The sequence below is a fragment of the Faecalimicrobium sp. JNUCC 81 genome (assembly GCF_053667625.1).
On the sequence record NZ_CM132203.1, the window covers coordinates 855,280 to 867,940 of the forward strand.

Annotated in this window: 14 protein-coding genes; all 14 read left to right on the plus strand. The window is 28.0% G+C overall.

Annotated features, from left to right (window positions below; genetic code table 11):
- Positions 1–13: 13 nt before the first annotated feature.
- Entirely contained in the window at positions 14–436 is a 423-nt protein-coding gene (locus tag JNUCC81_RS04205) for a pilus assembly FimT family protein (RefSeq protein ID WP_454095433.1), read from the plus strand.
- Positions 426–968 (plus strand): type II secretion system protein, encoded by a 543-nt coding sequence (locus tag JNUCC81_RS04210; RefSeq protein WP_454095434.1) that lies wholly within the window; start codon positions 426–428, stop codon positions 966–968. Before JNUCC81_RS04205 ends, JNUCC81_RS04210 begins: the two co-directional genes overlap by 11 nt.
- Positions 965–1,471 (plus strand): shikimate kinase, encoded by a 507-nt coding sequence (locus JNUCC81_RS04215; protein WP_454095435.1) that lies wholly within the window; start codon positions 965–967, stop codon positions 1,469–1,471. The genes JNUCC81_RS04210 and JNUCC81_RS04215 overlap by 4 nt, the downstream gene beginning before the upstream one ends.
- A 55-nt stretch (positions 1,472–1,526) precedes the next feature.
- Entirely contained in the window at positions 1,527–1,946 is a 420-nt protein-coding gene (gene aroQ / locus JNUCC81_RS04220; RefSeq protein WP_454095436.1) for a type II 3-dehydroquinate dehydratase, read from the plus strand.
- 210 nt (positions 1,947–2,156) lie between these two features.
- Complete coding sequence (efp, locus tag JNUCC81_RS04225; protein WP_042271953.1) at positions 2,157–2,714, plus strand: elongation factor P; 558 nt, start codon at positions 2,157–2,159, stop codon at positions 2,712–2,714.
- Between the two features lie 87 nt (positions 2,715–2,801).
- Positions 2,802–3,224, plus strand: a complete 423-nt coding sequence (locus JNUCC81_RS04230; RefSeq protein ID WP_454095437.1) for a CD1247 N-terminal domain-containing protein — start codon at positions 2,802–2,804, stop codon at positions 3,222–3,224.
- Between the two features lie 274 nt (positions 3,225–3,498).
- On the plus strand, positions 3,499–4,200 hold the full coding sequence (rnc, locus tag JNUCC81_RS04235; RefSeq protein WP_454095438.1) for a ribonuclease III: 702 nt from the start codon (positions 3,499–3,501) through the stop codon (positions 4,198–4,200).
- A gap of 33 nt (positions 4,201–4,233) precedes the next feature.
- A complete protein-coding gene (locus JNUCC81_RS04240) occupies positions 4,234–5,304 on the plus strand; it encodes an elongator complex protein 3 (protein ID WP_454095439.1) in 1,071 nt (356 codons plus the stop codon).
- A gap of 26 nt (positions 5,305–5,330) precedes the next feature.
- Positions 5,331–8,885, plus strand: coding sequence for a chromosome segregation protein SMC (gene smc, locus JNUCC81_RS04245; RefSeq protein WP_454095440.1), 3,555 nt, complete (start codon positions 5,331–5,333; stop codon positions 8,883–8,885).
- 33 nt (positions 8,886–8,918) lie between these two features.
- Positions 8,919–10,217 (plus strand): signal recognition particle-docking protein FtsY, encoded by a 1,299-nt coding sequence (gene ftsY, locus JNUCC81_RS04250; RefSeq protein ID WP_454095441.1) that lies wholly within the window; start codon positions 8,919–8,921, stop codon positions 10,215–10,217.
- Positions 10,218–10,318: 101 nt separating this feature from the next.
- Positions 10,319–10,687 (plus strand): YlxM family DNA-binding protein, encoded by a 369-nt coding sequence (ylxM, locus tag JNUCC81_RS04255; protein WP_454095442.1) that lies wholly within the window; start codon positions 10,319–10,321, stop codon positions 10,685–10,687.
- Positions 10,684–12,036, plus strand: coding sequence for a signal recognition particle protein (gene ffh / locus JNUCC81_RS04260; protein ID WP_454095443.1), 1,353 nt, complete (start codon positions 10,684–10,686; stop codon positions 12,034–12,036). The genes ylxM and ffh overlap by 4 nt, the downstream gene beginning before the upstream one ends.
- A 33-nt stretch (positions 12,037–12,069) precedes the next feature.
- Entirely contained in the window at positions 12,070–12,336 is a 267-nt protein-coding gene (gene rpsP / locus JNUCC81_RS04265; protein ID WP_208332149.1) for a 30S ribosomal protein S16, read from the plus strand.
- Positions 12,337–12,359: 23 nt separating this feature from the next.
- Positions 12,360–12,587, plus strand: coding sequence for a KH domain-containing protein (locus tag JNUCC81_RS04270; protein ID WP_042271972.1), 228 nt, complete (start codon positions 12,360–12,362; stop codon positions 12,585–12,587).
- Positions 12,588–12,661 lie beyond the last annotated feature (74 nt).

The window sequence follows — 12,661 nt, forward strand, 5'->3', positions numbered from 1 at the left end:
AAAGAGAAGGAATGTGACCTTAGTAGAAGTAGTCATAACTATTAGTATAATGCTAATAATATCAAGTTTATGCTTTCCAAAAGATAGTATCAGTAAACATCAAATAAAATTATTTACTAAACAATTATGTTCAGATATAAGATACGTAAGAAAAGCAAATATGCTTGGTAATTTAAAAACATACATATATTACTCTGAAGATAATAAATTAACTAGTTATATAGTAAGAGAAGATGGAAAAGATTTAAAAAAAGTGTCTCTACCAATCGGTACAAATCTTCAATATGGAAATAGTAAGATTAAGTTTAAATCTGATGGATCTCCAGATCCTAAAGGGCAAACTATAAATATATATAAAGAAAATGTAAAAATAGAACTAACAATAGTACCAGTTAGTGGGAGGGTGCTTTTGAAAGAAGGTAAGTATGAGACGTAGAAGAGGATACTTACTGTTAGAAAGTGTAGTATCACTTTCTATAATAATGATTTTAATGGGCGTATCATACTATTTGCTATTTTTTTGTATGAACACAAAAACTAAAATTGAAGATAAGATAGAGTTACAGCAACAAGCGAGTGAAATAAGTAAATATATAGAAGAAGTTATAGGTAATTCTAAAGGAATTATATCTATAAGCCCAAAATCAAATCAAGATGGTAATAAATTAGTGGAGACCAATTCTATTAAATGCAAATATAAAGAAGAAAACTCTAAAGATAAAAATATAAAAGATAAAGAGATTAGTTTAAAGGAAGAAAAAAGTAAATTATTTATAAATACTCTTAATTATTTGGGTAATAGTGAAAGTGGAGGCTATGAAATAGGTGATTATATAGATAAAATGTATGCATTTGTTTACGAAGATGGTAATTTTGTTAAGGTAAGGCTAAAGTTATCAAAAAACAATCAAATTCATGAAACTGAGTTTGATGTATTTATAAGAAACTTTAATGGAGATTGTATATGAGAATAATATTAGTTGGATTTATGGGGTCAGGAAAAACAGTAGTAGGAAAAAAGTTATCTAAAAAATTAAAATTAAAGTTCGTTGATATGGATGAAGAAATAGAAAGAGAAAGTAATTCCTCTATAGAAGATATATTTGAAGAAAGTGGAGAAGAATACTTTAGAGAAAAAGAAAGCAACTTGCTTAAAAGATTATTAAATAAAGAAAATATAGTTATATCAACTGGTGGGGGAATAATTAAAGAAAAGAAAAATTGTGAGCTATTAAAAAAAGAAAAATGTGTAATCTTTTTAGATGCAAATGAGCAAACTATAATAAATAATGTATCATATGATTTAAATAAAAGACCACTACTTAAAAATAGTTTCAATTTATATGAAACTATAAATAAGCTTTTATCACAAAGATATAAAAAATATAATAATATATCTAAAATAAAAATTAATGTTAATAATAAAAATGTAGATGAAGTAGTTAGTCAAATACTTGTTTACACTAGATAATATGTGATATTATTATATTGGTAAAAGTTTGTAGTCGAACAACCAGGGGGTATTTATGAAGATTATAGTTATAAATGGACCTAATTTAAATATGTTAGGTAAAAGAGAACCAGGTATTTATGGAAATGAAACTTTAGATGATTTAATGAAATATGTTAAAGATGAATTTAAAGATGATGTAGATATAGACTTTTTCCAAAGTAATCATGAAGGATGTATAATAGATAAGCTTCATGAAGCTAATGAAAAGTTTGACGGAGTCGTTATAAATCCAGGTGCTTTTACACATTATAGCTATGCAATTCATGATGCTATAAAATCTATATCTACTAAAGTAGTAGAAGTTCATATATCTAATATTCATCAAAGAGAAGAATTTAGACAAAAGAGTGTAACTGCTAGCGCTTGTATAGGCCAAATATCAGGTTTTGGTTTTGAAAGTTATATTTTAGGAATAAAATCATTACTTAAATAGGTATAAATATAGATTTATATAACTTGACAAGATTACAATAGTATATATAATTGAAAAAGGATGCGATGATATAATACATATATAGCGGCAGATATACAAATTGATTGAATTATTTGCCTAAGATTAAAATTAAAATTTTGATTATAATAATAAAGAAATAAACTTAATTATTAGTATCATCGAAAATAAACTTTAGATGGAGGGACAAAAATGGTATCAGCAAGTGATTTTAGAAAAGGTGTTACATTCGAAAAGGATGGACAACCATGTTTAATAGTTGATTTCCAACACGTTAAACCAGGAAAAGGTGCAGCGTTTGTTAGAACTAAATACAAAAACTTAAAAACTGGAGCAATAAGAGAGGAAGCTTTCAACCCAAGTGATAAATTCCCTAAAGCTCATATAGAAACAAGACAAATGCAATACTTATATAATGACGGAGAATTATACTACTTCATGGATGAAGAGACATTTGATCAAGTGCCTCTAGATTATGAAAAAGTTGAAGATGCTATAAAATTCTTAAAAGAAAATGAAGTTGCTACAATAAGATTCTACCAAGGACAAGCTTTCCAAGTTGAAGCTCCAAACTTTGCAGAATTAGAAGTTGTTGAAACTGAGCCAGGAATAAAGGGAGATACTGCAAGTAACGTAACAAAAGCTGCTACAGTTGAAACAGGAGCTGTTGTTCAAGTGCCTTTATTCATAAATCAAGGAGACAAAGTTAAAATAGATACTAGAACTGGAGATTATTTATCAAGAGTTTAAGAATTAATGTATATAAAAGCTTGTATATCTTAATAATAAGGATGTACGGGCTTTTAATTTATATAATAAGGAAAGAGAGGGCTACTTATGAAATACTTATATGAAGAAGTTGCATATCTAAAAGGATTAGCAGAAGGATTAGAAATAAGTAAAGAAACAAAAGAAGGTAAAATCATACATAAAATAGTTGAGACTTTAGAAAGTTTTGCTGATGCTATAGTAGAACTAGAAGAAGAACAAGCTGACCTTGTAGAGTATGTAGAATCTATAGATGAAGATTTAGCAGATATAGAAGATGATATCTATGAAGATGGCGAAGAAGATGAAGAAGATGATGATGAACTTAGCTTTATAGAAATGGAATGCCCGAATTGTTCTGATTTAGTAGAAATAGATGAAGAACTTTTATATGACGATGAAATAGACATTGTTTGTCCAAACTGCCAAGCTATTATATTATCATCAGAAGATGATGAATGTATATGCGATGATTGTGATGACTGTGAATAAAATCAGATAAATAAAAAGCCTATGGGATATATCTCATAGGTTTTTTATTTACTAAGAGATTATAGGTTATCTGGTTTTATAGATAAGTTATAATCTCAACCTATAAACTTGAGCGACTGTGTCGGCGACACGAGCAAATTAATTCGCCCACAAGTGGCTCGAAGCGAATTTTTGTTTATTATATAAAAACCGACTAAATGCATATTTTATTTTGCAATACTTCTAGAAAAATAGTACACTATAATCTAGAGAGAATTAACTCGGAGGTAGTAGTATGAAATTAAATAAAAAAATATTAGATAATATAGATAAATTCGAAAATATTATAGATTATAAATTTGAAAATAAAGAATATATACTTGAGGCACTTACTCATAGTTCTTATTCTAATGAAAATAAAAACTATGACTTTAATGAAAGATTAGAATTCTTAGGAGACTCTGTACTTAGTGTAGTTGTAAGTGACTATTTATTTAAGAAAGAAAAAGACTTGCCTGAAGGTGAACTTACTAAGCTAAGAGCGAATATAGTTTGTGAGGAATCTTTAAGCGAAGTGGCTAATGAAATAAACCTAGGAGAACATATATTATTAGGAAAAGGTGAGGAAGCTACTGGTGGTAGACAAAGAATATCAATATTAGCAGATGCATTTGAAGCAGTAATAGCAGCTATATATCTAGATGGTGGAATAGATAGTGCTAGAAAGTTTATTTTAAAATATATGGAAAATATAATATGCGACTCTAGAAAAGGTAAAATATTTAGAGATTATAAGACTCATCTTCAAGAAGTATTACAAGGTAGAGGCGAAAGTAATATATGGTATAAATTAGTAGAGGAAAAAGGACCAGACCATAACAAAAGATTTGTTATGCAAGTCGGAAGCAATGAAGATGTGTTAGGAACAGGCGAAGGAAAAAGCAAAAAAGAAGCAGAACAACTTGCTGCAAGAGTAGCATTAAAAAGCATAATATAGAATTCATAAAATACAGAAAGAGGATAATACCACATGAAAAAAAGAATAATTCCTATATTTGTACCTCATAGAGGCTGTCCTCACGACTGTATATTTTGCAACCAAAAGAAGATAACAGGCGTAAGCACAGATATGACAAGTGATGATGTAAGAAATATTGTTGAAGAATATTTAACTACTATAGATAAAGATGCAAGTGTTGAAATAGCATTCTTTGGAGGTAGCTTTACAGCTATAGATGAAGATATACAAAAGAGTTTATTATCGGTTGCCAAAGAATACGTAGAGAGAGGTGTTGTTCAAGATATACGAATGTCTACAAGACCAGATTGTATAAGTCAAGATATATTAACTATGTTAAAAGAATATAAGACAAGCATAATAGAATTAGGTGTACAATCTTTAGATGAAGACGTACTAAGAGAGAGTATAAGAGGGCATCATGCTGATGAAGTATTTGAAAGTGCAAAATTAATAAAAGAAAATGGTATACAATTAGGGTTACAAATGATGGTAGGTCTTCCATCTGATACAGAAGAAAAATGTATAAATACAGCCAGAGAATTTATAAAGCTTAATCCTGATTGTGTTAGAATATATCCTACATTAGTAGTAAAAGAAACAGGACTTGAAAACTTATTATCTAAAAAAGAGTATAATCCATTTACTTTAGATGAAAGTATACAAATAGTTAAGAAACTATTAGCTATTTATTATGTTAATAATATAAATGTAATAAGAGTTGGATTACAAGCAACTGATGATATACAATTAGGTAAAGCTATAGTTGATGGTCCATACCATCCAGCTTTTAGAGAACTAGTTGAAGGCGAAATGATAAAAGACTATTTAAAATCTATTGTTTTAGATTTTAAAACCGTAGATAGTGTAGTGGTAAAAACGAATAAAAAAAATGTATCTAAGATAATAGGAAATAAAAAATGTAATAGTTTATATATGAAAAATGAATTAGGTATAACTTTAAAAACGCAGGAAGAAGATATTGATATAGATAGATTAGAAATTGTACTAGATAATCAAAAGAATATAAACGTTGATATGAAAGACATTTACAAAAGCTTATATAATATTTACAACCTTTAGTTTTATCATTGAAGGGGGAGAAAAAATTGTATTTAAAACGATTAGAATTAAAAGGATTTAAATCCTTTCCTATAAAAACAGACATTATATTTAAAGAAGGTATAACTTCAATAGTAGGACCAAATGGTAGTGGTAAAAGTAATATTTCTGATGCAGTTAGATGGGTATTAGGTGAACAAAGTATAAAAAGTCTTAGAGGAGACAAGTTAGAAGATGTAATTTTTGCAGGAACGGATACTAAAAAACCGATGAATTATTGTGAGGTTGCACTTACTATTGATAATGAAGATAATAAATTAGAGCTAGACTTTAGTGAAGTAACTATAAAAAGAAGAGCTTATAGAAATGGAGAAAGTGAGTTTTTCTTAAATAATAAAAGTTGCAGATTAAAAGATATAAAAGAAATACTACTAGATACGGGTATAGGGAAAGATGGATACTCTATAATAGAACAAGGTAAGGTAGATGAAATACTTAGTAATAACCCTGTAAATAGAAGAAAAGTATTTGATGAAGCTTGTGGAATATCTAAATTTAGATACAAAAAGCAAGAAGCAGAAAGAAATCTGAAAAATACGAAAGAAAACCTAGAAAGAATAAATGATATATATGTAGAGATTGAAAACCAACTTAAGCCTCTTTTTAATCAGCAAGAAAAAGCTAAAAAATATATAGACCTTAGTGAAAAACTAAAAACTATAGAGGTTAATAGCTATGTAAAAGAAATAGAAGAATTAGAAAGAGAATTAAATGAAATAACTAAACATAGTGATTTATTAGAAAAAGAATCTAACGAAGTTGATAAACAAAAGTCTCTAATAGAAAAAAGTTTTAATGAAACTAACAAAGAAATTGAAGAGATAGATGAAAGTATAAACAAATCTCAGGAATATATTAATACAATAAAGTCGGTAATATCTCAAAAAGATGCTCAAGTAAATCTTATTAATGAAAGAATAAAAAACTGTAAAAATGAGATAGAAAGAAAATCTAGAGAAATAAGCGATATAAAAGTAAAATTAAGCAATAATAAATTACTTATAACTGAATTAAAAGAAAAACAAACTAAAAAAGAAGAAAAAATAAAAGCTTTGACAGAAGATATAAAGCTTATAGAAGAAAAGAATAGCGATAAGAAAAATAAACTTGGGGATATAGGAACTAATATTGAAAATTTAAAAGATGACATAATAAACCTTTTAAATAAAAGGCAAGAATCAACTAGTAAATTATCAACATTAGTTGCTAATACAGAAAATATAAATTCTAGAACTAAAAATATCGATTTAGATATAGATGAGATAAATGTTAGTTTAAAAAATAAAAATGAAGAATTGAGGAATTTAGAATCTTTATTTAAATCTAAAAATGAAGAATTAAAAAGTTTGAAAATTAAAAACGAAGATGTAAATAAAGAACTAAACAGCCTAATTCAAAATAATAATGATTTAGATAGAAAAATCCAAAATAATAAATATAACTTAAATGATTATAATTCAAAACTTAATATTTATGTTGAAATGGAAAATCATAATGAAGGATTTAATAAAGGTGTAAAAGAAGTTCTTAAAAATAAAAGCTTACAAGGTATACATGGAGCTTTAGGACAAGTTGTAAATGTAGAATCTAAATATGAAAAAGCTATAGAGTCGGCATTAGGTGCATATATGCAAAATATAATAACTGATAATGAAAATAGTGCCAAGTTTGCTATAAGTTATTTAAAGAAAAATAATTTAGGAAGAGTTACATTTTTACCTTTAAATATTATTAAATCAAACAAAATAGATGTTAGAAATATAAGATGTAATACTAAATTTATAGGGGTTGCCAGTGACTTAATATCATTTGATGAAAAATATAGAAATATATTTGAAAGTATACTAGGAAGGACTATTATAATAAGTACTATAGACGAAGGGATAAAATTTGCTAAAGAAACAGGTCATAAGTTTAAGGTTGTAACCTTAGATGGAGAAATATTAAATCCAGGGGGATCTTTAACTGGAGGAAGTTTTAGAACTAATGGAAATATATTATCTAGAAGAAGACTTATAAATGAATATAGCGAAAAAATAGAATTAGTAAAAAAAGATATTTTATTATTAAATAATCAAAAAGAAGAATGTATAAAATCTATATCTATAACTAAAGAAAAAGCACTTGATTTAGAAAAGAATATAAAAGAGCTTGATAAATCTATAATAATAGAAAACTCTAATATAAATAGAGTAGATGCTGAGAGAAGTTCATTGCAAATGAGCATAGATAAATTAGAGAAAGAAAAGACTGGATTAGACTCTAACTTAAACTATACATTAGAAAAATCTGAATTAGTTAAAGCTGAAATACTGGATATAGATAATAAGCATAAAGAACATAAAGAAAAAATAGAAATACTAAGTAAAGAACATAAGGAAGCAAGTGGCTTATATGAAAATGAAAAACTTAGATACGATGAATTAAACTTAGAACTAGTAAAATACAAACAAATACATGAATCTTTAATAAATGACATACTAAGAATTAATAATGAAGATAAAGAACTTGAAGAAAAGTCTAAAAATTTAGATGAGTCTCTAAGAGAAGGTGAGAAAGAAACTTTTAAATTAGAAGAAGAAATAGTTATTGAAGAAACTGAAAAAGTAAGCTTAAATAAACAGTTATTTGATAATAGTAGAGGTTTAGAGAATAAAAAACTTTCTAAAGAAGGACTAAAAAGCAAGTTAGATGAATTAAACAAAGAGCTTAAATCTACAGATAGAACATATATAGAGTTAAAAGAAAGTTTATTTAAAATTCAAGGAAAACTTGAAAGACTTAAATCAAGTCAAGAAACTTATATAAACAAGTTATTTGAAAAATATGAAATGACTGTAGTTCAAGCTAAAGAAATTAAAGATGAGAACTTAGAAATAGATAAAAAATTACTAGAAAGCCTAAAAAGAGAAATAAGAAATTTAGGGAATGTAAATATAGATTCTATTAAAGAGTATGAAGAAGTTAAAGAAAGATATGATTTCTACAGTGAACAAAAGCAAGACTTAGAACAGTCAATAGAGGCAATAGAGATTTTAATATCTGACTTAGAAGAAAATATGAAGTCAGAATTTGAGGCTAAGTTTAATGAAATTAATGAAAACTTTAAATTCGTATATAAAAGGCTATTTGGCGGAGGCTACGGAGAACTTACTATTATAGATAAAGAAAATATATTAGAAAGTGATATAGAAATAACCGCACAACCACCAGGAAAGAAAATGAAAAATCTAAATCTATTATCAGGTGGAGAAAAGGCACTTACTGCAATAAGTATATTATTCTCAATACTTTTAGCTAAGCCAACTCCGTTTTGTATATTAGATGAGATAGAGGCACCATTAGATGATGCCAATATATATAGATTTGGAGAGTTTTTAAAAGAACTAGCTAAAGATACTCAGTTTATATCTGTAACTCATAGAAGAGGTACAATGGAAGCATCTGATTACATATACGGTGTAACAATGCAAGAAAAAGCAATTTCGAAAGTATTAAGTCTAAAGCTTAAAGAAGCTCAAGAAATGACTGATATTATATAAAACATAATAGTAAATCTATTAGGAGGTAAATAAGTGTTAAAAAAATTATTTAACTTTGGAAAGAAAAAAGAAGAAAAACAAGAAGAAGTAAAAGAAGCAGAAGTTGTAACTAATGAAGATGAACAACCTCAAACTAGCAATGAAGAAAATAATACTAAAGAAGACAAGATAGATAAAAAAGAAGAAGAAAATATTGAATCTAATGAAGTTGAAGTAACTTATGAAGAAAAAGTAATTGAAACAGAAAGTACAGAAGTAGAAAAAGAAAGTTTAAATGAAGAAATAGCAGTAGAAGAAATAGATATTACTAAAGAACTAGATATATTAGATACGATTGAAGCTATTAATGAAGAAAGAATAGAAGAAGAGATGTCTGAGAAAGAAGAACCAGAAATAGTAGAAGAACCAAAAGAAAAGAAAGTAAACTTATTTGATAGATTAAAACAAGGTTTAACTAAAGCTAAGCAAGGCATAACTGATAGAATAGATGATGTATTAAAATCATATACAAAAGTAGATGAAGAATTATTAGAAGAATTAGAAGAAATACTAATAACAGCGGACGTTGGCGTAAACACTACTATGGACATAATAGACTCTCTAAGAGATAAAATAAAGTCAAAAGGTATTACAAATCCAATGGATGTAAGAGAAGAATTAAAAAGTGTAGTAGAAGAGATATTAACTAATGAAAACTCTACATTAGATGTAGAAAATTCTCCAACTATAATACTTATGGTAGGTGTAAATGGAGTTGGTAAAACTACGACAATAGGAAAACTAGCAAATAGATACAAAAGAGAAGGTAAGAAAGTTTTATTAGCAGCAGGAGATACATTTAGAGCAGCAGCTATAGAACAGTTAGAAGTTTGGGCTGGAAGAAGTAATGTAGATATAATAAAGCATCAAGAAGGAGCAGACCCAGGAGCAGTAATATTTGATGCTATAAAAGCTGCAAAGGCGAGAAAGGCTGATTTATTAATCTGTGATACAGCAGGAAGATTACATAATAAAACTAATCTTATGAATGAGCTTGGAAAAGTATTTAAAATAGTAGATAGAGAATTCCCAGAAGCTAAAAGAGAAGTTTTACTTGTAGTAGATGCTACAACAGGTCAAAATGCAGTATCTCAAGCTAAAACATTTAAAGAAGTTGCAGATATAACAGGTATAGTTTTAACTAAGCTTGATGGAACCGCAAAAGGTGGAGTAGTTCTTGCAGTTAAGAGTGAAGTTGATGTTCCAGTTAAGCTTATAGGAGTAGGAGAAAGCGTAGAAGATTTACAAGATTTTGATGCAAAAGCATTTTCTGATGCTTTATTTGGGAAGTAATTAGCTTTTAAAAATTAAATGTTGACAAGATTATATATATGATATAAAATACAATGTGTAAAGTAAATAACCTTTACAGTATATCACTGGGAAGTGTAGCGATGAATATAGAAAAAATGGTTGAAATTGGATTATTATTTGAACAATATAAAAATTTATTAACTGATAAGCAAAGAGAAATAGTAGCTTTATATTATGAAGAAGATTATTCTTTAGGCGAAATTAGTGAAAATTTAAATGTATCAAGACAAGGCGTATATGATACATTAAAGCGTTCAGAGAAAATACTAAAAGATTATGAAGAAAAATTACAATTAGTATATAAAATTCAAGAACAGGAAAAATTCGTCAAAACTATCGTAGATAAAATTGTTGACATTAAACAAGATTTATTGCAAAATAGAGATTGTGCTAATTTAATCCCTAAGCTAGAAAATATAGAAGATGTATGTAGGGAGATGTTAAAATGATATTTGAAGGATTATCTGATAAACTACAAGGAGCACTTGGTAAGTTAAAATCTAAAGGAAAACTTACTGAAAAAGATGTAAAAGATGCTATGAGAGAAGTTAAGCTTGCTCTTTTAGAAGCAGACGTTAACTTTAAAGTAGTTAAAGATTTTATAAAGAAAGTTCAAGAAAGATGTGTTGGACAAGAAGTTATGGAGAGTTTAACTCCTGCACAACACGTAATTAAAATAGTTAATGAAGAGCTAACTAGCTTAATGGGTGATGTAGCAAGTAAAGTTATGATATCTCCTAAGCCACCAACAGTTATAATGATGGTTGGTCTTCAAGGGGCAGGTAAAACTACAACATCAGGTAAGCTTGGAGCATACTTTAAAAAGCAAGGAAAAAGACCATTACTTGTTGCATGTGACGTTTATAGACCAGCGGCTATAAAACAGTTACAAGTAGTTGGAGAAAAATTAGATATACCAGTATTCAACATGGGTGACAAGGAAAGTCCAATAAATATAGCTAAAGCAGGATTAAGTCATGCGATTAAATACAATAATGACTTAGTTATTATAGATACAGCAGGTAGACTTCATATAGATGAAACTTTAATGGATGAGTTAAAATCTATAAAGTCAGAAGTTAAACCTCATGAAATACTTTTAGTTGTAGACTCAATGACAGGTCAAGATGCAGTAAATGTTGCTGAAAGCTTCAATGAAGCTCTTGGTGTAGATGGAGTAATACTTACTAAATTAGATGGAGATACAAGAGGTGGAGCAGCACTTTCAATAAGAGCTGTAACACAAAAACCTATAAAGTTTATAGGTATGGGTGAAAAGCTAGATGATTTAGAACCATTCCATCCAGATAGAATGGCATCTAGAATATTAGGTATGGGAGATATCCTAAGCTTAATAGAAAAAGCTCAAGAAAATATGGATTTAGATAAAGCAAGGGAATTAGAACAAAAAATTAAGAAACAAGATCTTGATTTTGAAGATTTCCTACAACAAATGGAACAAATACAAAACATGGGTCCTCTGGATAAGATACTAGGTATGATGCCTGGTATGGGAAATATCAAAGACCAACTTGGTGATGTAGATTTAAATGGTAAAGAAATGAAAAGAACTAAAGCCATTGTACAATCTATGACAGTAGAAGAAAGAAGAAATCCAAGTATATTAAATGCTTCTAGAAAGAAAAGAATAGCTAGGGGTAGTGGATGTAGTGTTCAAGATGTAAACAGGCTGATAAAACAATTCAACGAGATGAAGAAAATGATGAAGATGTTTACAGGCTCACAAAAAAGTATGAAGAAAAGGGGCGGTTTTGCCGGACTTCCTTTCTTTAAATAAATAATAGACAAATAATTTTCGGAGGTGACTGTAATGGCAGTTAAAATAAGATTAAAAAGAATGGGATCAAACAAGAAGCCTTTCTACAGAATAGTAGTAGCTGATTCAAGATCTCCAAGAGATGGAAAATTCATAGAAGAAATAGGATTCTACAATCCAATTTCTCAACCAAAGCAAGTTAAAATAAACGACGAGAAAGCTGTAAAGTGGTTATCAAACGGTGCTCAACCAACTGATACTGTTAAAACTTTATTAGTTAACAACGGAGTAATGGAAAAATTCGAAGCTTCTAAAAAATAATAATTTAATTAGGAGATGAGTATATGAAAGAGCTAGTGTTAGATATAGCTAAGGCTCTAGTCGATGATCCTGAATCTGTAGTAGTTGAAGAGACTAAAGAAAATGATGAAATAATCTTAAAACTTAAAGTTTCTCAAGATGATATGGGGAAGGTTATCGGAAAGCAAGGCAGAATAGCTAAAGCTATAAGAACTGTCGTAAAATCTGCTGCAAATAGAGAAAAAGTTAAAGTTTCTCTTGAGATAGTATAAAAGGATTAGGTATATACCTAGTCCTTTTTGTTTATAGTATAATTATACTATAAAATATTTTTTGACGCTAAATT

Bases quoted from the DNA above. Each gene is read 5' to 3' on its own strand.
- JNUCC81_RS04210 (WP_454095434.1), top strand. From the start codon at position 426: ATGAGACGTAGAAGAGGATACTTACTGTTAGAAAGTGTAGTATCACTT.
- JNUCC81_RS04215 (WP_454095435.1), top strand. From the start codon at position 965: ATGAGAATAATATTAGTTGGATTTATGGGGTCAGGAAAAACAGTAGTA.
- aroQ (WP_454095436.1), top strand. From the start codon at position 1,527: ATGAAGATTATAGTTATAAATGGACCTAATTTAAATATGTTAGGTAAA.
- efp (WP_042271953.1), top strand. From the start codon at position 2,157: ATGGTATCAGCAAGTGATTTTAGAAAAGGTGTTACATTCGAAAAGGAT.
- JNUCC81_RS04230 (WP_454095437.1), top strand. From the start codon at position 2,802: ATGAAATACTTATATGAAGAAGTTGCATATCTAAAAGGATTAGCAGAA.
- rnc (WP_454095438.1), top strand. From the start codon at position 3,499: ATGAAATTAAATAAAAAAATATTAGATAATATAGATAAATTCGAAAAT.
- JNUCC81_RS04240 (WP_454095439.1), top strand. From the start codon at position 4,234: ATGAAAAAAAGAATAATTCCTATATTTGTACCTCATAGAGGCTGTCCT.
- ylxM (WP_454095442.1), top strand. From the start codon at position 10,319: ATGAATATAGAAAAAATGGTTGAAATTGGATTATTATTTGAACAATAT.
- ffh (WP_454095443.1), top strand. From the start codon at position 10,684: ATGATATTTGAAGGATTATCTGATAAACTACAAGGAGCACTTGGTAAG.
- rpsP (WP_208332149.1), top strand. From the start codon at position 12,070: ATGGCAGTTAAAATAAGATTAAAAAGAATGGGATCAAACAAGAAGCCT.
- JNUCC81_RS04270 (WP_042271972.1), top strand. From the start codon at position 12,360: ATGAAAGAGCTAGTGTTAGATATAGCTAAGGCTCTAGTCGATGATCCT.